The sequence below is a fragment of the Mycobacterium sp. ACS1612 genome, assembly GCF_001667505.1.
Lineage (GTDB): Bacteria > Actinomycetota > Actinomycetes > Mycobacteriales > Mycobacteriaceae > Mycobacterium.
This window is the reverse complement of sequence record NZ_LZHZ01000027.1, coordinates 121,508-147,267: the sequence shown is the minus strand read 5'-3', so window position 1 is coordinate 147,267 and position 25,760 is coordinate 121,508. Positions and strand designations below refer to the sequence as shown.

Annotated in this window: 28 protein-coding genes and 1 pseudogene; 17 read left to right on the top strand and 12 right to left on the bottom strand. The window is 65.9% G+C overall.

Annotated elements, in window-relative coordinates:
- Positions 1-2: 2 nt before the first annotated feature.
- Both A5724_RS11610 and A5724_RS11605 read right to left on the bottom strand, forming a co-directional pair.
- Complete coding sequence (locus tag A5724_RS11610) at positions 3-1,157, bottom strand: Zn-dependent alcohol dehydrogenase (protein ID WP_067801036.1); 1,155 nt, start codon at positions 1,155-1,157, stop codon at positions 3-5.
- Between the two features lie 2 nt (positions 1,158-1,159).
- The gene (locus A5724_RS11605) at positions 1,160-2,377 is read right to left on the bottom strand and encodes a cytochrome P450 (RefSeq protein WP_369830623.1); all 1,218 of its coding nucleotides are present in this window, start codon (positions 2,375-2,377) and stop codon (positions 1,160-1,162) included.
- A 73-nt stretch (positions 2,378-2,450) separates the two neighbouring features.
- Between A5724_RS11605 and A5724_RS11600 the strand changes: the two genes are divergently transcribed.
- The 4 genes from A5724_RS11600 (at position 2,451) to A5724_RS11585 (ending at position 5,466) form a co-directional block, all read left to right on the top strand.
- The gene (locus A5724_RS11600; RefSeq protein WP_067801260.1) at positions 2,451-2,807 is read left to right on the top strand and encodes a Rieske (2Fe-2S) protein; all 357 of its coding nucleotides are present in this window, start codon (positions 2,451-2,453) and stop codon (positions 2,805-2,807) included.
- A 61-nt stretch (positions 2,808-2,868) separates the two neighbouring features.
- Positions 2,869-3,912 carry an amidohydrolase family protein gene (locus tag A5724_RS11595; RefSeq protein WP_067801033.1) on the top strand — a complete coding sequence of 348 codons (1,044 nt, stop codon included), beginning with the start codon at positions 2,869-2,871 and terminating at the stop codon, positions 3,910-3,912.
- Positions 3,909-5,063, top strand: a complete 1,155-nt coding sequence (locus A5724_RS11590; protein ID WP_082964971.1) for an amidohydrolase family protein — start codon at positions 3,909-3,911, stop codon at positions 5,061-5,063. Before A5724_RS11595 ends, A5724_RS11590 begins: the two co-directional genes overlap by 4 nt.
- Entirely contained in the window at positions 5,041-5,466 is a 426-nt protein-coding gene (locus A5724_RS11585; RefSeq protein ID WP_067801026.1) for a hypothetical protein, read from the top strand. The genes A5724_RS11590 and A5724_RS11585 overlap by 23 nt, the downstream gene beginning before the upstream one ends.
- Here the strand turns inward: A5724_RS11585 and A5724_RS11580 are convergent.
- On the bottom strand, positions 5,444-6,172 hold the full coding sequence (locus A5724_RS11580) for an SDR family oxidoreductase (protein WP_067801024.1): 729 nt from the start codon (positions 6,170-6,172) through the stop codon (positions 5,444-5,446). The genes A5724_RS11585 and A5724_RS11580 overlap by 23 nt on opposite strands.
- 10 nt (positions 6,173-6,182) lie before the next feature.
- A complete protein-coding gene (locus A5724_RS11575; protein WP_067801021.1) occupies positions 6,183-6,992 on the bottom strand; it encodes a FadR/GntR family transcriptional regulator in 810 nt (269 codons plus the stop codon).
- Between the two features lie 89 nt (positions 6,993-7,081).
- On the opposite strand from A5724_RS11575, the gene A5724_RS11570 reads away from it, so the two are divergent.
- Positions 7,082-9,355, top strand: a complete 2,274-nt coding sequence (locus tag A5724_RS11570; protein WP_067801018.1) for a CoA transferase — start codon at positions 7,082-7,084, stop codon at positions 9,353-9,355.
- Between the two features lie 3 nt (positions 9,356-9,358).
- Here A5724_RS11570 and A5724_RS11565 read toward each other — a convergent pair whose 3' ends face one another.
- On the bottom strand, positions 9,359-10,600 hold the full coding sequence (locus tag A5724_RS11565; RefSeq protein WP_067801016.1) for a cytochrome P450: 1,242 nt from the start codon (positions 10,598-10,600) through the stop codon (positions 9,359-9,361).
- A gap of 104 nt (positions 10,601-10,704) precedes the next feature.
- On the opposite strand from A5724_RS11565, the gene A5724_RS11560 reads away from it, so the two are divergent.
- Genes A5724_RS11560 through A5724_RS11540 form a run of 5 tightly spaced genes read left to right on the top strand, consistent with a single transcriptional unit; the run spans position 10,705 to position 14,749 of the window.
- Positions 10,705-11,817, top strand: a complete 1,113-nt coding sequence (locus tag A5724_RS11560) for an aromatic ring-hydroxylating dioxygenase subunit alpha (protein WP_067801013.1) — start codon at positions 10,705-10,707, stop codon at positions 11,815-11,817.
- Complete coding sequence (locus A5724_RS11555) at positions 11,817-13,373, top strand: AMP-binding protein (RefSeq protein WP_067801257.1); 1,557 nt, start codon at positions 11,817-11,819, stop codon at positions 13,371-13,373. The genes A5724_RS11560 and A5724_RS11555 overlap by 1 nt, the downstream gene beginning before the upstream one ends.
- Positions 13,374-13,389: 16 nt before the next feature.
- On the top strand, positions 13,390-13,803 hold the full coding sequence (locus A5724_RS11550; RefSeq protein WP_067801010.1) for a nuclear transport factor 2 family protein: 414 nt from the start codon (positions 13,390-13,392) through the stop codon (positions 13,801-13,803).
- A gap of 53 nt (positions 13,804-13,856) precedes the next feature.
- Complete coding sequence (locus A5724_RS11545) at positions 13,857-14,330, top strand: MaoC family dehydratase N-terminal domain-containing protein (RefSeq protein WP_067801254.1); 474 nt, start codon at positions 13,857-13,859, stop codon at positions 14,328-14,330.
- Complete coding sequence (locus A5724_RS11540; protein WP_067801005.1) at positions 14,327-14,749, top strand: MaoC/PaaZ C-terminal domain-containing protein; 423 nt, start codon at positions 14,327-14,329, stop codon at positions 14,747-14,749. Before A5724_RS11545 ends, A5724_RS11540 begins: the two co-directional genes overlap by 4 nt.
- An 18-nt stretch (positions 14,750-14,767) precedes the next feature.
- Here A5724_RS11540 and A5724_RS11535 read toward each other — a convergent pair whose 3' ends face one another.
- Complete coding sequence (locus tag A5724_RS11535) at positions 14,768-16,231, bottom strand: aldehyde dehydrogenase (protein ID WP_067801002.1); 1,464 nt, start codon at positions 16,229-16,231, stop codon at positions 14,768-14,770.
- Positions 16,232-16,286: 55 nt separating this feature from the next.
- Here A5724_RS11535 and A5724_RS11530 point away from each other — a divergent pair, with 55 nt between their 5' ends.
- A complete protein-coding gene (locus tag A5724_RS11530) occupies positions 16,287-17,486 on the top strand; it encodes a lipocalin-like domain-containing protein (RefSeq protein WP_067800999.1) in 1,200 nt (399 codons plus the stop codon).
- Between the two features lie 2 nt (positions 17,487-17,488).
- Here the strand turns inward: A5724_RS11530 and A5724_RS11525 are convergent, their stop codons facing one another.
- The gene (locus A5724_RS11525; protein WP_067800997.1) at positions 17,489-18,631 is read right to left on the bottom strand and encodes an SRPBCC family protein; all 1,143 of its coding nucleotides are present in this window, start codon (positions 18,629-18,631) and stop codon (positions 17,489-17,491) included.
- Between the two features lie 122 nt (positions 18,632-18,753).
- Here A5724_RS11525 and A5724_RS11520 point away from each other — a divergent pair, with 122 nt between their 5' ends.
- Together A5724_RS11520 and A5724_RS35115 are read left to right on the top strand one after the other, a co-directional pair.
- Complete coding sequence (locus tag A5724_RS11520) at positions 18,754-19,743, top strand: esterase family protein (RefSeq protein WP_067800994.1); 990 nt, start codon at positions 18,754-18,756, stop codon at positions 19,741-19,743.
- A pseudogene (locus A5724_RS35115) lies at positions 19,722-20,131 on the top strand (SRPBCC family protein). Before A5724_RS11520 ends, A5724_RS35115 begins: the two are co-directional and overlap by 22 nt.
- Here the strand turns inward: A5724_RS35115 and A5724_RS11510 are convergent.
- A complete protein-coding gene (locus A5724_RS11510; RefSeq protein ID WP_067800991.1) occupies positions 20,132-20,560 on the bottom strand; it encodes a hypothetical protein in 429 nt (142 codons plus the stop codon).
- A 108-nt stretch (positions 20,561-20,668) separates the two neighbouring features.
- Between A5724_RS11510 and A5724_RS11505 the strand changes: the two genes are divergently transcribed.
- The 4 genes from A5724_RS11505 (at position 20,669) to A5724_RS11490 (ending at position 22,699) form a co-directional block, all read left to right on the top strand.
- A complete protein-coding gene (locus A5724_RS11505) occupies positions 20,669-21,469 on the top strand; it encodes a nuclear transport factor 2 family protein (protein WP_067800988.1) in 801 nt (266 codons plus the stop codon).
- A 39-nt stretch (positions 21,470-21,508) separates the two neighbouring features.
- Complete coding sequence (locus A5724_RS11500) at positions 21,509-21,691, top strand: hypothetical protein (RefSeq protein ID WP_067800986.1); 183 nt, start codon at positions 21,509-21,511, stop codon at positions 21,689-21,691.
- Between the two features lie 67 nt (positions 21,692-21,758).
- Complete coding sequence (locus tag A5724_RS11495; protein ID WP_067800983.1) at positions 21,759-22,322, top strand: hypothetical protein; 564 nt, start codon at positions 21,759-21,761, stop codon at positions 22,320-22,322.
- 41 nt (positions 22,323-22,363) lie between these two features.
- Positions 22,364-22,699 carry a DUF732 domain-containing protein gene (locus A5724_RS11490; RefSeq protein ID WP_067801251.1) on the top strand — a complete coding sequence of 112 codons (336 nt, stop codon included), beginning with the start codon at positions 22,364-22,366 and terminating at the stop codon, positions 22,697-22,699.
- Here A5724_RS11490 and A5724_RS11485 read toward each other — a convergent pair.
- The 4 genes from A5724_RS11485 to A5724_RS11470 all read right to left on the bottom strand — a co-directional run bounded on the left by A5724_RS11485 (position 22,696) and on the right by A5724_RS11470 (position 25,759).
- Positions 22,696-23,469 carry an SGNH/GDSL hydrolase family protein gene (locus tag A5724_RS11485; RefSeq protein ID WP_067801248.1) on the bottom strand — a complete coding sequence of 258 codons (774 nt, stop codon included), beginning with the start codon at positions 23,467-23,469 and terminating at the stop codon, positions 22,696-22,698. The two genes, A5724_RS11490 and A5724_RS11485, sit on opposite strands and share 4 nt — an antisense overlap.
- A gap of 10 nt (positions 23,470-23,479) precedes the next feature.
- On the bottom strand, positions 23,480-24,430 hold the full coding sequence (locus A5724_RS11480) for an ankyrin repeat domain-containing protein (protein WP_067800981.1): 951 nt from the start codon (positions 24,428-24,430) through the stop codon (positions 23,480-23,482).
- Positions 24,431-24,495: 65 nt separating this feature from the next.
- Positions 24,496-24,801 (bottom strand): hypothetical protein, encoded by a 306-nt coding sequence (locus A5724_RS11475; RefSeq protein WP_067800978.1) that lies wholly within the window; start codon positions 24,799-24,801, stop codon positions 24,496-24,498.
- Positions 24,802-24,952: 151 nt separating this feature from the next.
- Entirely contained in the window at positions 24,953-25,759 is an 807-nt protein-coding gene (locus A5724_RS11470) for a hypothetical protein (protein WP_067800975.1), read from the bottom strand.
- Position 25,760 lies beyond the last annotated feature (1 nt).

Here is a 25,760-nt window from a genome sequence, read left to right as displayed (position 1 = left end):
ACCTAAAGGCTGAAATCGATGACACCGCGGATGATCTCGCCGTTCAGCAGGTCCCGGTAGCCGTCGTTGATGTCGTCGAGCGGGTAGCGTCTGGTGATCATCTCGTCGAGTTGCAGCTGACCCGTTTCGTAGAGCTTGGCGAACCGGGCGACGTCGACTCGTGGGTTGCACGACCCGTAGACGGTGCCGACGAGGTTCTTGTTCCACAGGATGAACTCCTGCAGGTTGATCGCGATCGAATGGTCGGTCTGCTTTGTCATTCCGGTCAGCACGCAGGTGCCGCCCTTGCGGGTGAGGTTCAGCGCCGCCTGCACGTCATGCTTGGAGATCAGCGACGGGGAGAGGACGACGCTGTCGGCCATCAGCCCGTGCGTCAACTCGCTGACCACCGGCAACGCTTCATCGGCCGTGGCGGCGATATGCGTGGCACCGAACTGCAGAGCGGACTTCTGTTTCAACGCAACGGGGTCGACCGCGACGATGTGCGCGGCGCCGTTGATGCGCGCGCCCTGGATCGCGCCGGTGCCGATGCCGCCGCAACCGATGACGACGACGGTGTCACCGGCGGTCACCTTGGCGCGATTCTCCGCCGACCCGAACCCGGTCGGCACGCCGCAGGACAGCAACGCCATCGGCAACAGGGGTAAGCGCTCGTCGATCTTGACGATCGAATCTGTCGATACGACAGTGTGTTTGGAGAATGCTCCGACCTTGGACAGATGCCCGAGTTGACGCCCGTCGACGGTGTGATGCCGGAAGGTGCCGTCCGTCGGCATCCCGGGAACCATCACCTGCGCGCCCATGTCACAGATGTACTCCATACCCGAGTTGCACCACCGGCATTGTCCGCAGACCGCGACGAACGACGTCACGACGTGGTCGCCGGGCGCGAACTGCGTTACGCCGTCACCGACTTCCAGCACCACGGCCGAGCCTTCGTGTCCGCCGATCATCGGGAACATCGACGGCAGGCCGAACGACTGCATCACCTCGTTGCTCGCCGACATGTCGCCGTTGAGGATGTGTTCGTCGGAGTGGCACAGCCCGGCGGCGGCCATCTCGATGAGCACTTCGCCTGCGCGCGGCGGATCCAATTCGAAATCCTCGACCGACCACGGCCCGCCAACGTCGTGCAGGATCGCCGCGCGACTCCGCATGCTCAGGCCGACGCCGGTCGGAACGTCACCGGCAGGTGTTTCGGCGACCGGAACGGCATCCCGGTGATGTTGGTGTCGCCGTCTTCGATCAGCTCCAAATCGGTGACGCGGTCGAACAGGCTGGTGAGCATGGCCTTCGTCTCGACCCGGGCCAGGTGCATGCCGAGACAGCTGTGGATGCCGCCCGCGAACGAAATGTGTGCGCGCCGTGGCCGGTGGATGTCGAACACGTCGGGGTTGTCCCACCGCTTCTCATCGCGGTTGGCCCCGCCGATGCACAGGTTGACCTGCGCACCCTCGGGGATGGTGACGCCGTGCATCTGGACATCACGGGTGGTGTTGCGTGTCACCAGAACCAGCGGAGTCTCGTGCCGGATGCCCTCCTCGATCGCGGCCGCGATGAGCTCGCGATCCCGTTGCACCGCCTCGAGCTGATCAGGGTGAGTCAGCAGCAGTTGCAACAGGTTTCCCGATGACCGGTAGGTGGTCTCTAACCCCGCGGGCAGCAGCAACCGCAGGAACGAGATGATCGCCTCATCGGTGAGCTTTTCGCCGTCGATCTCCGCGGCGACGAGGACGCCGATGATGTCGTCGGTCATCTTGCTGCGCCGCTGATCCACCTGCTCCTGGAAATAGGTACCGAGTTCGACGGATGCGGCCAGACCCATTTCGAGGTTCTCGCTGATCGAGATCAGGTCCAGCGACAACCGCCGGAACATCTCCAGATCCTCCTGCGGCAGGCCGAGAAGCGCGGCCGTGACCCTGGTCGGGAACTCGAACGTCAGCGCCTTGACGAGGTCGACTTCGCCGTCGTTTTTGAACTCGTCGACGAGTTGATCGCAGATCGGGTCGATCACCTCGGGTTCCCACATGGCAAGCGCGCTCTGTCTGAACGCCTTGCTCACCAGGCTGCGATGGTCGTGGTGCTGCTTGCCCGCCATGCCGAGGATCGTCGGGCCGAAGACGAGGCCGATGGTCTTGTTGTACATCTCCGAGGCGAACACGGTGTCCTCGCGGAACGCGGTGAACACGGATTCGAAGTCGAACAACGTCCAGTTCTCGGGGTTCTTGAGTTCGTCGGGCAGCAGGTGGCTCTCCATGAGCGTGCCGCGCCACACGGGCGTCGTCGTGCGCATGTGGTTGAAGAACGGATACGGATCGCTAGCGAGATCTCGGGCGCTCTGCGAATCGGTGCTGGTGGTCACTGTGCCTCCCGGCAGCAGCATCTAGCGGCTGTGTCGCCCTATCTTTACTATTTTAGGTATTCTAGGTCAAGGAAACCGAAGGGACATGATGCAGCGCCGACCGGTGTGCGCGATCGAAGACCTGCCTCCCGGAAGCATGAAGCTGGTCCAGGCCGGCAAGTTCGGCGTAGGCGTCTACAACATCGACGGCTCGCTGTACGCGATCGCGAACTACTGCTCGCACGAAGGCGCGCCGCTGTGCGCGGGCTACGTCGTCGGCACCAACGAGTACGCACCGGATCTGCCGGGACAGCTGCGCCGTGTCCGCGAAGGCCGGATTGCGCGGTGCCCGTGGCACAACTGGGAGTTCGACATCACCACGGGGATGAACCTCGCCGACCCGAAGAAGCGGGTACGCACCTACGAGGTGGATGTGAGCGACGGGCAGGTGTATTTGACGGCATGAGTGAAGCTTGCGAGCCAATAATCGGTACAGAATGCGCCGACCGCGCCTACAGGGGCGGCGCATGATCATCGACGCGAACGTGCAACCGCATTTCCGCTACAACGCGGAGATCCGGAAGTACCTTGCGCCCGCACACAAATTACGTGCCATCCCCGACGTCGAACAGCAGTGGTACCAGGCGCCGGGCGGTGACTACCGTCAGGACCTGTACGGCGACGGATATCCGGGTTCCGATCCCGAGACCGTGGCCAGGCACCTGTTCGACGAGGGCGGTATCGACTCGGCGATCCTCAATCCGCTGACGCGCGGCAACATCGCCGACTATCTGCTCAACAGCCGGATCTGTGCGGCCGTGAACGACTGGCTGCTGGACCGCTGGCTGGAACCCGACACCACTGACCGCTTCCGCGGCACCATCAGGGTCAACCCGGAAGACGTCAGGGGAGCGGTCGCCGAGATCGAGCGGTTGGCCGGGCATCCGAAGATGGTGCAAGTCGGCGTCCCGCTGCAGTCGCGAGAGCCCTACGGCAAGCCGATGTTCGAGCCGATCTGGGAAGCCGCCGCCGCGCACGGCCTGCCGGTGGCCGTACACATCAACGGCGGCAATGGAGTTGACTACGCACCCACGTTCGCCGGTCACGCGCACACCTACCCCGGCTACGCGGCGTTCATGCCGCTGAACTCGTTCGTGCATCTCGCCACCCTGATCATCGAGGGCATGTTCGGGCGAATTCCCGGTTTGCGGTTCGTCTTCGCCGACGGCGGCTACGACATCCTCACCCCACTGATGTGGCGGCTGGACACGTTCTGGATGTCGATGCGCGACCAAACCCCTTGGGTGGAACGGTATCCCAGCGAGTATCTGCGCGACCATGTCCGGTTCTGCTCGTCGGCACTGGACGGGCCGACCGACGCGGGGCTGGCCGAGCGATGGCTGGACTTCACCGACAAGGCCGACCTGCTCATGTACGGATCGGGCTACCCCCACTGGTCGACCACCGCGCCCGGCGAGGTGGTCGCGGGTCTCAACGAGGAACAATGCGAGAAGGTGTTGTGGCGCAACGCCAGTGAATGCTACGGCGTCACCGAAGGGAGTCCCGCGTGACGACCATCGAACGCGCGCACCAGCACGCCGCCCAGGACATGGCGGTGACCCTTGTCGACACCGACGTTCACCCGCTGCCGGTGTCGGCAGAAGTGTTGAAGTCCTATGCCCCTGCAGCGTGGAAGGACAAGCTGTGGCCGACCGGCAACTCGGTCTCCACACTGTCGTACTTCTACGACACCCCCGATGCGTACAAGACAAATTCGCTTCGCGTCGACGCCGCGCCTCCCGGTGGCGGTGCCGCCGGCAGCGATCCCGACTTCGCGGCGAAGCAACTTCTGGTGGACGCGGGCGTGAGCATCGCGATGCTGGAACCGATGTGCGACGCGCAGTTGCCGCACGCTGAACACGTGCTGAAGGCCACCTACAACGACTGGCTTGCCGACGTGTGGCTCGGCGACGGCAACTGGCACGGCAGGTGGCGGGGAGCGATCAGCGTCACCGCGCAGGACCCTGCCGCGGCCGCACGGGAGATTGAGCGCTGGGCCGGCCATCCCTACATGGCCGAGGTGTTGATGACACCCCAGACCCGCGGGATCCCATTCGGCAGCCCGCATTTCGATCCGCTCTATGAAGCGGCAGCGCGGCATCGGCTTCCGGTCGCCACGCACCTGATGGGGCAGACGCCGTTCGAGTTGATCCCGATCTACCCGGTGGGCAACCCCGCGCACTGGCACGACTTCTTCGCCTCATGGCCGCTGCTGTATGTATCGCATCTGATGAGCCTGGTGTTCGACGGCGCGTTCGACCGGCACCCCGACTTGCGGGTCGTGTTCGTCGAAGGCGGCTTCACATGGGCGATGCCGGTGATGTGGCGGATGGACCGGATCTGGGAACAGCGCAGAGGCGATCTGCCGCATGTGCGCCGCAAGCCGTCGGAGTACGTCCGCGAACACGTGCGATTCACCACGCAACCGCTCGAGGACGTCACCGTCGCGACGTATCGCGAATATTTGGAGATGATGGATCTCGGTGACTGCCTGATGTTCTCGACCGACTATCCGCACTGGAGTTACGACTCGCCGGAGTGGGCCATCAGGCGGTTCCCCGCCGATCAGCGTGAGCGGATCGTGTGCGGCAACGCCACTGCACTGTACGGCCTGCCGTCCACGGTCAAGGCGTTGCCGGGTGAACAGCCACCACCTGCCTGAGGTCGTGGACCTGGTCCGGCAGTACGACGCGCTCTGGTCGGGCCTGGATTTCGCTGGCATGGCCGAACTCTGGGTCCGCGGTGATCCGCAGCCGATTTATGTCGGTGACGAATACGCCGCTCCACTGATCGGCGTCGACGAATTGGAGCGGCATTGGGCAAGGATCGCGGGCAGGCTCAAGACCGCGTCAGTGTCGTCGGCGCTGCATGAATGCGACGTCGTCGACGACTCCGTGGTGCGGGCGCTGCTACTGAGCCGCTGGAACTTGACCGGTAGGGAGTCGGACGCCGAGCGCACCGGCGCCAGTTGGATCACGTGGTTGCTGGTCCGCGACGGCGATCGGCTGCGGATCTTCCATCAGATGGAGTGCCAGGTCTACCTCAGTGCCGGCGAAGGGGTGTAGCGCCACGGCGCTCGACTTCCCACGGCACCACCGGTTCTCGCGCCGACGGTCCGCGGGTGATCGCGTGCAGCCGGATCTCGGGGATGTCCACCGACGGGTCGACGGTGTCCAGCCACGCGACGGCCTCGGCGACGTCGGCGGCGCGGATCGCGTACATCTCGAACGGCACGTCCTGCAGCATGTCGGTTTCCACCGGGCCCGGGGTCACGAGGTGCACGTTGATCCCGTCGCGGTCGACCTCCTGGGCCAACGCCAGCGCGAACGCGTTCATGCCTGCCTTCGACGCCGAGTAGGCGGTACGCGCGGGCATCGGCTCATGCGCCGCCGACGAGGAGATGAACACGAATCGGGAGCCGGGCGTCATCCGGGGCAGCGCGGCCGAGGTGACGACGAAACAGGAGTCGAGGTTGGCCGCGATGATCGCCCGCCATTGATCGAAAGTCTGTTTGCGAGCGTATGTTCCGCCGAGGATGCCCGCGGCGTGGACGACGAGGTCGATCTGGCCCGCCGCCTGCACCGCGGGTTCGAACTTCTCCGGGTCGGTGGCGTCGGCGACGACGTAGCGCGCGCCGATCTCGGCGGCCGCGGCGCGCAAAGGTTCTTCACGACGTGCGGTCAGGATCACGTCGTAGCCGAGTTCGGCCAATTTGCGGCCACAGGCCTTGCCGATGCCGCCGCTGCCACCGGTGATCAAGGCCTTACGCACACAACACCTTTCAGCGTTGACGTCGAGCAAGTGCTTGCGGCGAAAGCGCCACGATGCGCCGCTCGGGATCCTCGGCCATGAAGTACGCCTGGGTGTCGGCCAGGTGGCGCGCCGACAGCTTGCGGGCCCGCTCGGCGTCGCCTGCCTCGATCGCGTCGGCGATCTTGGTGTGCACGCTCAATGCGATGCGGCGCTTGCTCAGCGCCGGGTACTCGCCTTTGGCCGCGGTCTCGTCGGCCCACCACTGCAGATGGCTGCTCCACAGCGTTTCCAGGCTGCCGACCACGGCGATCATCGTGTGGTTGCCGCAGCCACGCACGATCTCGTCGTGGAATTGGCCGCCGATCTCGGTGAAGCGCGCCCCGTCCTCGATGTGCGCGGCCATCGCATCGTTGAGCTCCTTGAGCTTGGGCACCAACGTCTCACCGCGATCGGGGCGCTTGGCGGCCAGCGCCGCACACATCGGATCGAGTTCCTGCAACGCGGTACCGAGATCCGCCAACGGCACATAGTCGCTTTGCAGCAGCAGGCCGAGCATGTAGGCGGCGCTCGCCTTGGCCGGAGCGTGCACTACCGCGCCACCGCGGTTGCCGCGCCGCACGGACACCAGGCCTTCGGTCTCGAGGATCCGCAACGCCTCGCGCAACGACACCAGGCTGACGTTGAACTGTTCGACGAGCACCTCTTGACGCGGCAGCAGGTCGCCGTCGGAGAGTTCGCCGTCGATGATCTGCCGCCGAAGCTCGTCGGCGACGATTTCAGCCGTCCTGCGCGCCGACAGCCTGCGACGGGCCTCGGGTCCGATTCCCAGTGTTGTCATAGTCGTGCTAATGCTAACAGCGATATGCCTGCTAGGAGCGACCGCTATCCACCAAAAGTTACTAAGATGACAAAGAAACCAAGGAGGATGTGCGGTTGAGCGGCGCTTCGGCTACCCCGCTGGACGATCTGCGCGTCGTCGAGATCAGTGACCGGATCGCAGGCGCGTATTGCGGCAAGTTACTCGTCGACGCGGGCGCCGACGTGGTCAAGGTCGAGCCGGTGTCGGGAGATCCGTTGCGCCGCTTCACCGCAACCGGCGCGGTACCGCATGCGGGCACCGATGCGCCACTGTTCAGTTATCTCAATGCCGGGAAGCGCAGCGTGACAGCGGCATCCGATGACCTGCTCGCTTGTGCGGATGTCGTGGTCACCACCCGACGGGCCGATCCGCGCCGACTGCTCGACCAGTCACCTGGCTGCGTCGTCGTGACCATCTCGGATTTCGGCCTGACCGGACCGTGGTCGCAGCGCGCGGCCACCGAGTTCACGCTGCAGGCCGCGTCGGGGTTGACGGGCTTCCGCGGTGATCCGGCGGGGCCGCCGATCTCGATCGGCGGCGAGTTGGGCGAATACATGGGCGGGGCGTGGGCGGCCTACGGTGCGCTCGCGATGCGGCGGCGGGTGCGCGGCGGCGGCCCGGGCGGTCATCTGGACATGTCCATGCTCGAAGCGATCACGCTTATGCAGTCCAGCGAGTGGTTGCACTCACAGTTGTTGCAGGTGCCCCCGATTCGCCGCTCGATCGAGGTGCCGTCGATCGAAGAGGCGTCCGACGGTTACGTCGGCATCAGCATGGTGACCGGCCAGCAATGGCTGGATTTCGCCGCGATGGTGGACTGCCCCGAACTGACGGAGATCCCCGATCTGCGTTTCCAGATCGGCCGCTGGGACTACCGCGACTGGATCCGCGAACGCATCGGGCCCTGGATGCGCGAACACACCGTCGACGAGATCGTCGAACTCGGTCAGTTGTTCCGGTTGCCGATCGCACCGCTGGGCAACGGGTCGACAATTCCGCAGATGGACCATCTGCGTGAGCGCGGTGTGTACGTCGACAACCCGGCGGGCTTCCGTCAACCGCGTCCGCCCTGGCTGATGTCGGACGTGGCGCCAGCGGTGGTGCGGAAGGCACCAGCGGTCGGCGAGGCTGACGGTGAAACCCGCTGGCAACCAAAGGGATTGAGCGCGCGGGTGTTGGCCGGGCTGCCGTTGGCTGGGGTGCGTATCGTCGATCTGACCGCGTTCTGGGCCGGGCCGGCGGCGACGCATTCGTTGGCCGCGTTCGGCGCCGACGTCATCAAGATCGAGTCGATCCAGCGGCCAGACGGTATCCGATACTCCGGTGGCATGCGCACCGACGTCGACGACTGGTGGGAGTACGGGTGGGTCTTTCACGCGATGAACACCAACAAGCGGTCGGTGACGCTGGATCTCGAGTCCGACGACGGCATCCGACTGTTCAAGCGGTTGGTCAGTCAGGCCGACGCGGTCGTCGAGAATTTCTCGCCGCGGGTGATGGACCACTTCGGGCTGGGCGCAGACGAGTTGCTAGGTCTCAAAGCTGATTTGGTGGTGGTCCGGATGCCTGCGTTCGGGCTGACGGGCCCCTGGCGCGATCGCGTCGGCTTCGCCCCGACGATGGAACAGATCGCTGGTCTGGCGTGGGTGACGGGATTACCCGAGGGTCTGCCGGTCCCGCCGCGCGGCGCCTGCGATCCGCTCGCCGGTGCACATGCCGCCTTCGCCCTGCTGGCGGCGCTGGAGTTCGCCGACCGCACCGGCCGCGGTCAACTCGTCGAAGTGCCGATGATCGAAACGGTCCTCAACGTGACCGCGGTGCAGACGATCGAATTCGAGGTGTTCGGTAAGGTTTTGGCGCGCCGCGGCAACCGTGGCCACCCGACTGCCCTGCAGGATCTGTACGCATGCGCGGGTGACGACAACTGGATCGCGATCTGCGCGCGCACCGACGAGCAGCGGGGGGCGCTGTCGCGGTTGACTGACGGTGTCGACGTCGGATCGTGGGTGTCCGCCCAGGAGCGCGACGCCGCCGTCGAAACGCTTGCCGCGGCGGGCATCCCGGCGGCCGCGGTGGTTTCGCCGTCGCTGGTCGTCGAGAATCCGCAACTGAAGGACCGCGGCTTCTTCGAATGCTTGGCTCATCCGAGCACGGGGGAGACGCTGTACCCGACCCCGCCGTTCACTCCGCTCGATGGCGCCGCGAGGTGGCTGCACCGTCCGCCACCCACGCTGGGGCAACACAACAGCGAGGTGCTGACCGAACTCTGCGGCCTGACCGAGGCCGATCTGGAACGGTTGGCGGATCAGGGCGTGATCGGCACCCGGCCGAAAGGCCTGTGATAGCTAGCGCGGCCGCACCGAGATCGGCAACGCGTCGTAGATCGACATGTTGTTGGTCAAGTTCGGGTGGCTGACGGTCGGCGTACCGAGTGTGATGTCGGCTGCGCGACAGAGCAATTCGTCGAGCACGGCGCGGATCTCCGCGCGCGCGAGCATCGCACCGAGGCAATGGTGCGGGCCGCCACCACCGAACGTCACGTGCTGGTTCTCGGTGCGGCCGATGTCGAAGGCGAACGGATCGCCGAACACATCCTCATCGCGATTGGCTGATCGCAGCATCGACACCACTCGAGCACCTTTCGGAATGGTGACCCCGCCGATCTCCACGTCGACCTTGGTGCTGCGCGTCCAGAACGCCACCGGAGTCGCCCACCGTAACACTTCCTCCACCGCACTCGACCGTAGCGCCGCGTCGGCACGGTAGCGGGTGATCTCGGCGGGGTTGGCGACGAACGCCTGCAGTGCCGACGCCAACGCGTTCTTCGTGGTGTCACTGCCCGCGAAAGTCAATACGTAGAAGAAGATTTCAAGTTCATTAGCGGGGATGGACAGCTGCTCACCGTTGTCATCGGTGACGACGGCGGTGGCCAATGTGCTCCAGATGTCGTCGACCGGATGGCGCCGCTTCTCCGCGGTGAGTTCGAGCGCGTAAGTGAAGATCTTCCCGAACAGTTCGAGCTGTTCGGCTTCGCTCGCCTGGAGGCCCGGCGAATTAGCCGTCTTCAGAATGCGGTCCAAGGTGTCGAAGATCTCCGGACGGTCGGCGTCGGGAATGCCGATGATGTCTCCGATGACCGTCATGGGCAGCACGTCGGCGACGTCGGCGATCCAATCCCCACCGCCCGCCTCCAGCACACGGTCGATCAACGACGCTGCGCGTGTGCGGATGCCGTCTTCGAGCCTGCCGATCGCCTTTGGGGTGAACGCATGCGACATCACCCTGCGCCGCTTGGTCAGTTCGGGCGGATCCATGTGGATGATGGTCGGAAAATCCGTCATCACCCCGATGGGCTGTATCAACGGACCATCCGCCGCGGTGAACGAGTCGGTGTCGCGGTGGATCCGCTGCGCATGCCGGTGCTTCGTCGTCATCCAGAAGTCGCGTTTGACGGATTTCGCGACGCCGTCGGTCAGTTCGTGATGGAAGATCGGCCGTTCGCGCCTCAACTCGGCGAACAAATCGTCGGGAAAGCCGTTCTGCCACAACGAAGAATCTGACAAGTCGACCGGAATCGTGGTGGCCATGCCGCTCCTCGTTTCGCTGACCTTGACCTAGAATGCCTAAAATAGTAAAAATAGGCAACGGACAGGTTTTGACCTGCCCAGATGGCGCGCGGACGGAGACAGCAGTGGCGGACACGGTTGCGGACACCACCGATCCGTCGGAGCGCGAATTCGGACCGAGCGGTATCAGCCTCTCGAAGTACCGGTTCCCGACGGGATGGTTCATCGTCGGGTTCGCCTCGGACCTGGCGCCGGGTCAGGTCAAGCGCGCGCATTATTTCGGCGAGGAACTGGTCATCTTCCGCGCCGAGTCCGGCCAGATCAACGTGTTGGATGCGTATTGCCAGCACCTCGGCGCGAACATGGGCGTCGGCGGCACCGTGGACGGTGAGCGGATCGTCTGCCCATGGCACGGCTGGCACTGGAACGGCGACGGCACCAATGCGCTGATCCCGTACAGCAAAATCGGGTGCAAACAGAACGTACGCATCAAGGCGTATCCGGTTGCGGAGTGGTACGGGTTCATCGTGGTGTGGCATGAGCGGCACGGCCGCGCGCCGTACTGGCAGCCGCCGGTGCTGGCCGAGTTGGAGACCGACGAGTACTACCCGCTGCACCCGCACACCCGGATGGTCAACCGGGTCAAGGTGCACGCGCAGATGATCATCGAGAACGCAGCCGACCCATACCACGTGCAATATGTGCACAAAGCCGCCAATCCCGCGAACACCGCCTCTTTCGAGGTGAGCGGATATCACCTGCATGCGACGGTCAACGCCGACTTCGGTGGAGGCCGGGCCAAGACATGGCTGACACCCAACGGCCCCGTCGAGGCCAAGATCATCTACGACAACTATTCGCTCGGGCTCGGTGTCGTCCGGTTCCCGTCGGATCTGGTGGCCACCGTTCAGGTGACCGGTCAGACGCCGGTCGACGAGGACTACACCGACTACTTCTACACCCAAGCCTCCATCCGCGAACCCGGCGACGCCGGTGACAAGCCGACCGGTCGCGCCGCGAAATTCCTTGCGCTGCAACAGGAGGTCATCAAGCAGGACTTCTTCACCTGGGAGAACATGAAGTACCTGGAGAAGCCCAACCTCGCCCCGGAGGAGGCGCGGGACTACGCCGCGTTACGGCGGTGGGCGCATCGGTTCTACCCGGGCGAACAACCGTCGGCCGACGATTTCGGTTACACCGCAGAGGGCGAACCCGACCCGGCGGCAGCGAGGGTGTGATGCCCGACGCGGGCTACACCGTCCCGGCGGTGCTCGACGCGCGCGCGCAGCAGTTCGGCGACCGCGTGCTGACGTCGATCGCGGGGACACCCGTCACCTTCGCCCAGATGCGGGATCGGTCCTGCGCGGCGGCGAATGTGCTTGCGGGCCTTGGCGTCAAGCGGGGCGAGACGGTCGCGCTGTTCACCGGTACCTGCCCGGAATGGGTGTATTTCTGGCTTGGTGCGGCGCGCCTCGGCGCGGTACCCGCAGCGGTCAACGCGGCGAGCAAGGGCGATTTCCTACTGCGCGCGTTGCGGTTGTCGCGGGCCGCGGTGGTGGTCACCGACGTCGATCGTCACCGTCGCCTCGCCGAAGTGGCCGGACACGTCGACACCCTGAGGTCCGTTCTGGTGCAGGGCGTTTCGCTGGGCAACGCGCTCGCTTCCGCGCCCTCCGAACCGCCGGTCGCCACCGCGGACCCGCTCGATTTCGCGCTGTTCTTCACATCGGGCACGACAGGACCATCGAAGGCCGTCGTGACCACCTGGCACTACCTCTTCACCGCGGCTTGCACCGTCGCGGCGACGTGGGAGTTCGGCGCGGGAGACGTGCTGTGGACCGCGATGCCGCTTTTCCATCTGAGCGCCGCGCCCACCGTGCTGGCACCGCTGCTGGTCGGCGGAACGAGCGTGCTGGCCGCGGCGTTCCATCCCGGCACCGTATGGGACGAGATCCGGGCGTGCGGCGCCGTCGGGTTCGCAGGCGCGGGGGCCATGGTCTCGATGCTGTGGAACCTGCCGCCCGATCCGAGCGACGCGGACACCGGCCTGCGGTTCATCTCGGCGGCCCCGATCGCCGCCGACATGTACCACGCCATCGAAGAGCGCTACCGGTGCCGCGTCGTGACGATGTACGGGCTGACGGAGGCCTTCCCGATCGCGTACAAAACGGTTTCGGAGGACGGCAGACCGGGTGCGAGTGGGCACGTCAACCCCGATTTCGAGGTCCGCATTGTCGATTTGCTCGGCGAACCCGTACCTGAGGGTATGGTGGGAGAAATTGCCTGCCGGGCGCGGTCACCGCATGCGATGAGCGAGGGGTATGTGGCGTCGGCGTCCGGCGGGCCCTCCTTGCAGGTCAACCCTCATTCTGAGTGGTTCCGGACCGGCGATCTCGGCGTCCTGGACAGCGACGGCAACCTGACCTTCGTGGACCGGGTGAAGGATTCGCTCCGGCGCCGCGGTGAAAACGTCTCCTCGGTCGAGGTGGAACAGACCGTGATGCGCCACCCTGCCGTGTCGGAGGCGGCCGCCGTCGGTGTGCCCAGCGATCTCGGCGAGGATGACATCCTCGTCGTGCTGACCCTGCGGCCGGGCGCAGTGGTCGACCATGCCGAGTTGCTCGACTTCTGCTCGGCTCGCATGCCCTACTTCTGCGTGCCGCGGTACCTCGAAGTGGTCGACGAGATTCCGAAGAACATCATCGGGCGCGTTCGCAAGGACATGCTCCGCAACAGAGGACTGGGTGAGGCCGCATGGGACCGCGAAGCGCACGGCTACGTGCTGACCCGATAGGAAGGGGGAGAACCAGATGACGTTGACCTACCAACAGCAGTTTGTGCTGGACGGTCTGGCGGGGCGGGCCGCGATTATCAACTTGGACGCGCGATACAACAGGGCGTACTCGGCGGGGGATCTGGAGGGCTGGATCAAGACGTTCCGGCACTCGGGAGCGACCGTGCTGCGGGGCGGCGAGAGCTTCACCGATCTGCGTGCGGCGTTCGACGGCGGCGACGGCAAGCGACTGGTGACCGTCGACCACGAGATAACCGTCGACGGTGTGGACGCAACACAGCAGTGCGTCGCATTGGTGTTCGTCGGGGCCGACCTGCAAGCGACCGGAACTTTCACCGACGCCCTCGCCTACGAGCGCGGCGGCTGGTACTTCACGTCGCGCAAACTCGTGTGGGATCTCGCCACGCGCGAGAGCGCGTTGCCGGTGTGACGACGGATCTGAGTTATGAACTCGCGTTCGGCAGCTACGAGGACGCGCTGCAGATGGTGGGCACGAAAACGGCGCCGCGGTTCGCTGGCACGGCCGTCAGCGGTGCTCGCATCCAGCACTTCGCTTCGATGGTGCGTGACCCCAACCCGTCCTACTGGGATGCCGAATTCGCGACAGCAATATGGGGCGGCCTGGTCGCACCGCCTGCGCTGTTGGTGGGACTGTTGATGCCGCCGCCGTGGAGGCCCGACGGCGAGCCGCCGACGGCGTCGATCGCCGTGCGCGTTCCATTGCCGGGCACCGCGATCATCAACGCATCCAACGACGCCGAATTCCTGACACCGGTGTTGGAGGGCGACATGCTCAGCGTGGTGGAGGAGGTCACCATGGTGTCGCCGGAGAAGGTCACCCGCCTCGGCGCAGGGCATTTCGTCGAGACCAAGGAGACGTACTCCCGCGCGGACGGCGCGGTTGTAGCGATCTGCACCAACACCTTGTTCCGGTATATCCCAGCGGGCGACCGATGAAGTGGGACGACGTGGCCCCGCGGCAGCTGCCCGACGTCGTCGACCCGATCAGCTACGAACGGGTGGTGATGAATGCCGGGACCACATGGGACTACGTGCCATGGCATTACAACCCGCAGTACGCGAAAGACCATGGGCATCCAACGATTTTCGTCAACACCATGCATCTGGCGGGGTTCATCGACCGGATCGCCACCGATTTCGGTGGGCCGACGAGCAGGGTGGTGCGGCGCAAGGTGTCGCTGCTCGGGTCGGTGTACGCGGGCGATTCGATGGTGGGGCGGGGCCGGGTGGTCGGCAAACGCATCGACAGCGCAGGCGGCGCGCCCCAGCATCTGGTCGACCTGGAGATCGCCATTTTCAATCAGCGCGACGAATTGTGTTGTCCCGCAGAGGTCACCCTGGAACTACCGGGCTAGGCTCGGCGAGTACTGACGCTAGCTGAGTTCCGGCAGCTTGCCCGCGCTGACCGTGGACTGCAACTCGACGTACTCCGACAATCCTTCGGGGCCGAACTCACGCCCGATGCCGGACTGCTTGAATCCGCCGAACGGGCAACTGGTATCGAGCGTGTACATGTTGATGCCGTAGGTGCCCGCCCGGATCTCGGCCGCAATCTCCAGACCGTGTGCGACGTCGTCCGTCCACACCGATCCGGCCAGCCCGTAGTCGCTGTCGTTGGCGATGCGGATGGCGTCCTTCTCGTCGGCATACTTCAGCACGGTCAGCACCGGCCCGAAGATCTCTTCACGCGCGATCCGCATCTCGTTGTTCGCGTCCGCGAACAGTGTCGGCTGGACGTACCAACCCCGATCGCGCGGTTTCTCCGGACCGCCCAACACCATTCGCGCGCCTTCGTCGACGCCGTGCCGGATGTAGGCTTGCACGCGGTCCTGCTGACGCGCGGCGACCAGCGGTCCGATATCGGTGGCGTCGTCGCCGGGATCACCCACCTGCAGGCCGGCCATCATGTCGGCCAGCGCGTCCACCACTTCGTCGTGGCGCCGCTCGCTGACCAGAATTCGGGTTTGCGCCACGCACGCCTGCCCGTTGTTCATCAGGCTCGCCATCTTCAAACGCTTGACCGTGCGGTCGATGTCGGCGTCGTCGAGAATGATCGCCGCCGACTTGCCGCCGAGTTCGAGGCTGACCCGCTTGAGCTGTTCGCCGCACAACGCGGCGATCCGCCTGCCCGTCGCCGACGACCCGGTGAACGAGATCTTGTCCACCCCGGGATGGCGGACCAACGCTTCACCGGTTTCGCGTCCGCCAGGAATGATGGACACCACGCCTTCCGGTAAGTCGATCTCGCCGAGCATCTCCGCCAACCACAGTGCGTCCAAAGGAGTTTCGGGAGCCGGCTTGACCACGACGGTGCAACCTGCGATCAGCGCCGGGATGAGCTTGGGCATGATCAGGAACTGCGGGACGTTCCACGGCACGATCGCGCCCACCACCCCGACGGGGGCCCGACGCACGTGCACTTCACCGAACAGGCCCTGCCGCCGCTCGACCCACGGAAAGTCGCGTCCCGTCGCGAGGTTGAGATGCATCTGCGCCACTGCGCCGGTGGCCTGGCCCAGCTTGCTGAAGCTCCGCGGCGAGCCCATCTCGGCGGTGATCAGGTCGGCCATCTCGTCGGTGTGGCCGCTGTACACCGCGGCGAGTTTCTCGATCTTCTCCATCCGCTCGAACGGCGTCAGCCGCGGCCACGGTCCCTCGTCGAACGCGGCCCTTGCCGCCAGCACCGCCCTGTCGACATCGGAGGCGGACGCCTCGGGCGTCTCGCCGATCGGTTCCTCGGTGTGCGGTGAGATCACCGAGATGCGCCGATCGGTGGCAGGTTGCTGCCAACGGCCGCCGATATAGAGCTTGTCGTAGACAAGGGATTTCACGGTCATACTCCGAACCGCTAAAGTTGCTATTGCTGTAAACATAGCAAAAAAGGCAGGTGCCGTGGACAACACCGAGTGGCGTGTGTATCCGTTCGACCTGGTGCCGGACGACCCGCAGTTGTCATTTCCGAGCGCCGAAGGCAACCACCCCGACTTCGAATCCGACACCTGGTTCATCGCAGGTGACCTGACCGCCGCCTCCGGGCGAAGCTTCGCGTTCCTGACGATCTTCAACAAGAACCGGCCCGGCGGGGGGATCGTGGCGGACTTCCACACCTTTGCCTTGTTCGACCTCGACACCGGCGAGTACGCGACGTACACCGACTACGACATGCCGCCTGCCAACATGGCACCGGGGGCGCACCCCAAACTGTCCACCGAGACCGGCCATCTCGACATGACCTACGACAGCAGTGCGGGACGCGCGACGTGGCGGACCTGTCGCGACCAGCAGGGCCGGTTGATCCCGTATACCTACGACGTCAGCCTGGTGGGGACCGATGCCATGTGCCTGGATCTACACGTCACTCCCGCGCGCGCGCCCGTTCCGCTTGGCGCCGCCGCGTACAACGGCAAAATCGAGTGCTTCGGCCAGCCTGCGACCTACTCCTATTTCCAGACCCGGATGGCGATGACCGGCACACTGCGCTGGGGTGCGGTCGACGAGAAGGTGTCCGGACACACGGGCCACGTCGACCGGCAGTGGTTTCCGTTCGTCGCAAACGACGGCGGACCCACGGGCGACATCAGGTCGCGGGCCCACGAGTGGCGCACGATCAACCTCGACAACGGCGTCGACTTGTCCATCTGGCGCCAGTTCGATCGCACCGATCACAATGCGTTACAACCATTTTCGGGCGCCACGACCAGTTCCCCGGACAGCGCCCCGGAATACGCAGACGACATCGAGGTCACCGTAGACAGTTATGTACGCTGGCCCGACGACGTCAAGACCCTGGTGCCGCCGCCGTCGACGGTGCGCTACATGCCTGATCGGCACCGCCTGACGTCGCAGCAACTGGACCTGGATGTGGTCGGCGAACCGCTAGTGCCCGCTCCGGCGCACGGCCTGCCCCTGGAGTACATGGAGGGACCGTTTCGCTACCGCGGCACACACCGCGGACACCCGGTTTGCGGGTTCGCCTTCTACGAGCGATCGCTCGCGCTGTACCGGGACTGGGAACTGGCCGACGTGATTGCGGTGGCAAACCCCGCCGAACGTGAACTCGTGCTCGAAGAAATCGCGAAATCTCGCACTTAGGCTCACGTTCGGCGGAGCAGCGCCTCCTCCCACATCTGATGGCGGTGGTGTAGGCCGGGTTCGTTGCGGCCGAACACCAGATGCTCACGCGCACCGGTTTCGAGGTTCGCCTGCAGGCCCGCCACGAGCGCGTAGTCCTCGTCGCGCACCGTCGCGTGGGCATAGTCGAAGATCGCGGCCGCGCCTGCGGCCGTCGCCTCGTCGGACAGGTCGAGCGGCGTGGAATTCTGGTGCACCGTGATCGACCGCCCTGGCACATCGCCCGGGTAGACGCGGAACAATTCGCCGTTGGCGATCGTGCACGACAGCACGATGTTCGGGAACAGGGCGTAGATCACCACCATGGCCTGCAGCGGATCCCATTGCTCCTCGGGCATGTCCATCAGGTCTTCGATTCCGTTGAGGGGGAAGACGAGTCGATGGTGCGGGCCGAACGAGTCGAACACCGTGCAGTTGCTGCGCGCGATGGTCGCAAAGGTGGTCTTGTGCACGGTCGCGAAGTGGTAGTTCTCCGCGAAGGTGTCGATCGCGAGTTTCCAGTTGATCGGGCTGTCCAGCACCTTCTCACCCAGCGGTGACCAACGCCCGACGCCCCATGCTTCGAGTTCCTCGGCGAGCGGTCCCAGGAATGCCGAGATGTCGAGCGATGCCTCGCGGTCCAACGAGATCCACAGGAATCCCGCGCATTCCGTGGCGGGTAGTTCGGCCAATCTCTCGAGGTTCGACGATGTTTCGGGGAATCCTTCCTTGCCGGGCACGCCGACCAGGTTGCCATCGAGATCGTAGGTCCAGGAGTGGTAGGGGCACGCCAGCCGGCGCGCGGCACCGCAGCCCTCGGCGATGCGGGACTGGCGGTGCAGGCAGACGTTGTCGAACGCACGCACCGCGTTGTCGGCGCCGCGCGTCAGCAGAATCGACCGGCCCATCACTGTTTTGGTGCAGTAGGTGCCGGGACGGGGTAGTTCGGAGGCATAGCCGACGAGCTGCGGGCTGGCCATCACCATCGCGGTGTCCTGCGCGTGACGCTCGACCGATGTGTACGTGTCCGCGGCCACCTTGTGCTCGGCCGGCACCAGGTCCGTCGTCTTGTCCCGTGCGAGCTTGACCGCGCGGCGGGTGAGATCGATGAGCTGGTCGCGCTCCATGGCCCACCATTCTTGTTGTTTTTATAACAAAAGCCAACTGTCGTCGAATATCGGCTGGCGAACGCCGTGTGGCGCGTATTGTCCGCTGAATCCGGGTCGGGGCCTGAGATGGAGGGGCGGCCATGGCGATTCTCGGCGGAAAGTCCGGTGGCTGGGTCAGACGGTTGGCGGTCACGGCGTTCGCGGCCACGCTGATCCCCGGGTTGGCGGGCCAGACACCAGCGGCCAATGCGTATTCCAGTCCCGGGCTGCCCATCGAATACCTCGAGGTGCCGTCGCAGGCGATGGGCCGCAACGTCAAGGTCGAGTTCTCCAGCGGCGGTCCGTCCGCCCACGCTGTGTACGTCCTCGACAGCATGGAGGCCGGCGACGACCTCAACGGCTGGGACATCAACACCCAACTGTTCGACTGGTACAACGGCTCGGGGCTGTCGCTGGTGCTGCCCGTCGGCGGCAAGTCGAGCTTCTACAGCGATTGGTACGCACCCGCCGCCGGAAACGGCGGAACACAGACGTACAAGTGGGAAACCTTTCTCACCCAGGAACTGCCTGCGTGGCTGGCCGCGAACAGGGGCACACCGCAGACCGGTAACGCCGTCGTCGGGTTCTCCATGGGCGGGTCGTCGGCGTTGATCCTGGCCGCCTTCCATCCGCAGCAGTTCGCCTACGCCGGATCCATCTCGGGATTCCTGAACCTGTCGGCCGACCCCGGCCAGGTCGGCATCGCGATGATGTGGAACGGCGGCTTCAGCCGGGAAGCGATGTGGGGTCCGCCCGGCGACCCGGCATGGGCTCGCAACGATCCCACGGTGCAGGCAGGCAGGCTTGCCGCCAACGGCACACGGCTGTGGATCTACTGCGGCAGTGGCACGCCCACGGATCCGGCGCTGGCCAGCCCGGACGCGCCGATCGGCGGGCTGGGCTTCCTGGAGGGGATGGCGGTCGACTCCAACCATGCGTTCGCCGACGCCTACATCGCCGGGGGCGGCAACAATGCGGTGTTCAACTTCACCGACGGCATCCACGCCTGGGGCTATGCGGGTCAGCAACTGCAACAGATGAAGCCCGATATCCAGCGGGTGCTCGGCGCATCGCCTGCCGCGCAGTCGTGAGCCGGGAGTTCTACGTCGACCTGCACAACATCAAGCAAGTGCATCCGCTGGTGGTCGAGGTGTGTGCAATGGGTCGCGAACAAACCGCCGACGGCTACCAGGTCAGCTACCAGGTGAAGGACCGTATTCCGTTGGGCCCGTTGCATTTACGGATCAGGTACGGGGCAGTCTGCATGTGCCCGACAGCGGCCCCGTCACCGCAGAGGCCCGCCGGTTCCCCCGGGTGCGACTGCGGACGACGGTGACCTTCGAGCCGATCGACAACGGCACGCGGATCACCGAACACATCCGCATCTTGGCGCCGCGCCTGTTGGCGGCGATGACGGTCAGCGAGGCGGTCAAGGCGCACGCCGCCATGCTGGCGGGCATGCGAAAGTGCTTTGTTTAGCTACTCGCCGGAGTCGGTGGATTCCGGGGTCTCGGGGGCCTCAGGAGTCTCGGGGGTGGCGTCCAACACGCTGACCGCGATGCCGTACGGCAGGAAGCGCACCTTGCGTTTCGGATCGGTGTTGTTCTTGTTCGCCCGAAGCGCGTCCAGTTCGGTCGGATAGACCTGTTCGATGTGCGCGCCTCCGTCGTCGTCGACGGTGTAGATCGCCCACACACCGTCACCGGTTTCGCCGGTGGTCTCCGGTTCGGTTCTGCCCCGCGATTGCCGAGTGAACTCATCGAAGAGGTTGGCCCAGCCGGCGCGCTCCCCGGAAGTGGTGAAAAACCTGCTGACTCCGTCGAGCGCGTCGCGGAGGCCTTCGCCCGCCTCACGGACCACCCGGTCGAACTCCTCGGGATCAATCCCGAAAGGCCCGTTGCTGCTCATTGCGGTTCCTCCTGCCAGCCATGCACCGCAGCGTTGCGGCAATACCCAGTGTGCCCGCGCTCGGCGAACTAGTCGACCGACCGTGGCGGCGGGTGGTAGGCAACCCATATGGCATTCACGCGCGCCGACGTGTTGGCTGCCGCCGAGCGTTCCCCGGCGGCCGCGGGCGCGCACGACCGCAAGGCCTGGGTCGGTCTTTTCACGTCGAACGGCCGAGTCGAGGACCCGGTCGGCTCCGCACCGCATCGTGGGGTCGCCGCGATCGGGCGCTTCTACGACACATTCATCGGCCCACGCGTGATTCGGTTCCACCCGGACGTCGACATCGTGGTCGGCCGCACCGTGGTGCGCGACGGGGAACTGGAGGTGACGATGGCGTCGACGCTCACCCTGAGGGTGCCGGTGTACATCCGCTACGACTTGACCGAGGACGGGGCAGAGCTGAAAATCGTTGCGCTTTCAGCGTTTTGGGAGCTGCGCGCGATGGTGATGCAGTTCCTGCGCGGGGGTGTCCGTGCCGTGCCCGCGGGTCTTCAGCTGTCGAGACTGCTGCTACGCAATCAGGGCCTGGTCGGCACGCTGGGTTTCCTCGGCGGTCTGCGCGGTGTCGGCAGCGGGGCCAAGGGGGTGGTGGCGCGGTTCCTGGATGCGGCCTGCGCAGGCGACGAAGTCGGGATGCGCAGACGCCTTGCCGGCCAGGTCCGGATCGCCAGCGGCGACGACGTGCCCCTCAGCGCGGGCGACCTCAGCCGGCACCTGTCGGGGGCACGCTGGCGCAAACTCATCGGGTCGGGGCCCGTGGTCGTCGCGGCCACCGAGCGGGCGGGTCAACGCAGCGTCGTCTTCGCCGAGGTGGCCGCCGAACCCCTTGCCATCACGCGGATCCGCGTGTTCAGCGAGGCGGGTTGAGCCGTTTCACCGGTTGCCTGCCTGGGTAGACCGGTCGGCATGACCCGGCACAAGGACGATGACGCCAGCGAAGAGGATGTCGCGACGGACGACGGCGTCGCCGCCTCCCGCGCCGGCAAGGGCGACGACGACGACGGCACCTACGTGGGCCGGACGGGCTCCGACGACGCGATCGACGCAGGCGAGACCGGTGCCGAGGCCCGCAGCGAACGGCGCGGCTAGCTGCCGGTGTCTCGATTCGGTCGCGTTGTCGCGGTTGTGACGGCGGACGTGAGACGGTTACAGCACCATGGACGCCGCTGACTACATCACCTACGAACAGTTCGGCCGCAAGTTCTTCGAGACCGCGGTAAGCGAAGAACGGGTCGGCGGGGCGATCGCCGAGATCGCCGGAGACGCTTTCGAGATCGGTCCGATCGCCCAGGGGCCGGGCAAGTTCGCCAAGGTCACTGCCAAGGTCAGGATCATGGACCCCCGCGTGACGCGCACGGTGGGTGAGCTGATCACCTTCGACATCCGGATTCCGCTCGAGATCGACATGGTCGTCGACCTGCGCATCGACCGGCCGAAGTTCATGGTGTTCGGTGAGATCGCGCTGCGCGCCACGGCACGGGCCGCCGAGCCGCTGCTGTTGATTCTCGACTTCGACAAACCCCGTTCGTCCAACATCTCCATTCACGTGACGTCGAAGTCGCTGCGCGCCGAATTGGTGCGCATCCTCGGCAATATCGACGCCGAGGTCAGGCGTTTCATCGCCGCGCACGTCGCGAGTGAGATCGACAGCCCGGCGTCGCAGAAAGCGAAGGTCATCGACGTCGCCACCAGCATCGATGCGGCCTGGACGGGTGTTTGACGTACGCTGCCCTGGTGTTGCGCAGACGAACCGCCCTCGCCATGTCCGCCGGTGTGTTGGTGTCCGGACTGGTGTGGGCCGCGCCCGCACAGGCCGACACGACTGACGATGCATTCCTGTCCGCGCTGACGGACGCCGGCCTAGGGTCGGTCGATCCTTCGAACGCGGCGGCACTCGGGCAGCAGGTGTGTCCGATGCTCGCCCAGCCGGGTCAGACGGCCGCCGACGTGGCCGCCAAGGTCGCCGACGCTGGCGGGATGTCCCTCGGCCCGGCCTCCATGTTCACCGGTATCGCGATCTCGTTGTTCTGCCCGGCCGCGGTGTCGTCGATCGCCAACGGGCAGCCGCCGATCCCGCTCAGCCTCCTGGGCTTCTAGACCCCGACGGTTTGCAGCCGTGGCCGTCTCGGCCCGCGGCCGTCTCCCGACGATTTGCCGCGAAGGTGCCGCCACAGCCACGGCATCAGCATGTTTTGCGTCCACAGCGCCTGCGAGAGCATTTGGGAACGCAGCGTCTGCCGACTCGGCCCGACCCCAATGCGCTCTGCCCAATCATGGTTACTGCCAGGCAGATTCAGGGCTTCGGCGGCTGCGGCGGCGAACAATTCGTGACCCTTGGGGGAGCCGTGTACCCGGTCGGCGCTCCAGGTGTCGGCGTCCGTCATAGACGGGGCGTTGTAGAGGTCGACGAGCCGGAAGCCGTACCGGTCGGCGGCTGCCCGGATCTCGGCGTTGATCCGCAACACCCGGGCTGCCAGCATCCTGCCGACCGGCAGGATCTTCGACAGCTCCGGGAAGGTGGTGGTGACGACGGTCGCGCCGGACGCCGCCAGTAGTGCGTGGAGGTCGGTGAGTTCGGTCATCGCATCGTCGAAATGCGGGCCAGGGCGGGTGACGTCGTTCATCCCGATGCAGACCGTGATGAGGTCGGGGCTCATGGCAAGCGCCTGCGGAAGCTGCTCGTCCAGTAGGTCGCGGATCCGCCTCCCGCGCACGGCGAGATTGGCGTACACCAAACCGGGGTAGTGGGCGTCGAGGAGTTCTGCCAGCCGGTCGGCGAACCCTCGCAACCCCGTCGAGTCGTCGCCGTCCCATAGCCCTTCGGTCTGGCTGTCGCCGATGGCGACATAGCGCGAATACCCCGGCACACCGGGCACTCTAGCCGTCCAGCGCCGCCTCTACCTGTGACGCTCCGGCTTCAGCGGCCAATTCGCGGTGCCGGTCGGTCACCTCGGCGCCGCCGGAGCGCAGGATCTCGATGACGGCGGCGACGTCGGCCGCCCGGTGGCCCGAGTAGCGCGCGCCGATGCCGGCCCACCACGGCAGCAGCGCGTCGAGGCCGGCGCCGGGGTCCGCACCCAACTCGACCAACGCCGCCACGGTGGCGGGCAGAATTCGGCGCGCCGCTTGCTCGATCGGTCGTGTGCCACTCGGTGTCGCCGCGTCGACTGCGGCCCCGGCCCGCACCAGCGCGCGGACGAGTTCGGGGTTGACGTGGTCGTTGTTGCCGTCGACGACGTGCAGCGGCGTGGCGCCGTCGGAGTCGGTGAGCCCGGGGCTGATGCCATGGGCGAGCGCATGCGAAAGCGCGACTGTTCGGCCGAGCCGGACGATCTCGTGCAGGATCGTGGTGAACCTCTCGCCGCGCGCTGACAGCGCGATACGACGGCCCGCGTCGGCGCCCGCGTCGATCAGCGCGACCACGATGCCCGCGCTGGAGGAACGCACCCCGTACCAAAGCGGCGTTGCACCACAGGGATCGAGCGGATCCGGCTCGGCGCCCCAGGCGAGCAATTCGATCACTTCCGTACTTCCGCTGCGCGCCCGCCGGAACAGGTCGAGCACCTCGGTCGGCAACGGCGTCGTCCACCCGGGCGGCTCGACGCCGAGTGCGTCGAGCACCATCAGCGTGCCTGCCCGCTTGTCACCCAGGTCGTACCAGGGCCACGGCCCTTGGCCCTTGGCCACGAAGTCGGCGACCGGGATGCGCGACTCGTCGGTGATCGTCCTGCCGTAGTCGTCGTAGGAGGACCAGAACACCAGGTCGTCGCCGTCCCGCGACACCGTCACGCTGGCCGGGCCCTCCTGGTAGCGCGCGAGTTCGATCACGGCTACAGCATTGCCGAAAGGTGAAGGAAGGGCGCCGAATCGGGTGACCCTCCTGACGCCACGTCCTACTTGACGTCGACGTACACCGTCTTGTCGGTGACCGTCGTGAAGAGGTCGTTGCCTGCGCCCGCCACACCGGTGTCCGTGCGGGAGAAGGTTTGGCCCGGTCGAACCGCCACGACGGTGGCCCGATCGAGCGGGGTGGTGCCGATCCGGTTCACGATCACCGTGTAGCCGTCGGCCTGCAGTTCGTTGATGGTCTGCGCAGCGCTGCCCGGGCCGGACGGTGCCGCGGCTGCCGGAACTGCCAGCCCAATGATCGATGCGGCGGCCCCACCGGCGATCGCAGCGGCGATCCCGAACTTCGTCATTTCGGTCCTTCCCTCATATGTCTAGACCTTTGAACTCGGCAGGTCGGAGATTTGATTCCGGCGATGGGCCCTTTCGTGACAACCATCACCGGACCCCGCTCAACCGCTCACTTCTGAGATAGCCACCGAGGTTGCACGCTGTCAGGTGCGTCTAGAAGAACCGCCCGATTCTGGTCAGGTTGAGCGGCACGCCGACCACACTGAGTTGATTGAGGATGTCCTCCAACCGTTTTCGCGGAATGTCCATCCGCCATTCGGTCAGCGTGCCCGTCAGGCACACGACGCCGGGCGCAAACCTGATGCCTGTCAGCATCAGCCCGTGAGGCAGCTCTGGTAGCCGCACCGGATACGCCGGAGTCCGCTCGGGCAACTGCCATCGCGAACGACGGATGACCAGACCGCGCGGCTTGAGCCACAGTGTCGAGCCGTCGAGTTGCGCGTCGACTTCGATGTTGCCCAGCAGCGGCCTGTTGGCCAGCCGCAGCCGCGCGATACCGTCGGTGCCGACTTCGCCTGCCAGTCGCGGCGCCGCCCACCGAAACAGCTCGTCGAGCACCGGCGCGGGAATCTCCAGTGTCAGCTCCACCGGCGCGGCGACCAGAACTGGCGGCGCGGTCGGCTTCATGTGCACGTTGTGTAGTACCGCCGCGGCCCGCTCGAATCGGCTGTCGTTCCAATGGATGTCGCGCGCCGCGAGGCGGACGTCATTGAGCTGCCCGACCGAGAGTCCGCGTACGTCCAGCCGGGAATCGAATTCGGTGATCGTCAGCGTGAGGTCACCGTCATTCAGCCGGGCGGTCAACCGCCTGCCCACTACCAGTCGCCGCACGGTCATGAACAGTGTCCGGTAGGCCGCAGCCGCGCCCGTGCTGACCGGAGTGACCGCCGCCGTCGACCACAGCGACGTCAGCATGTCGAGCGGCCGGAACGGGTCGAACCGGCGCAGCGGACGCGTCATG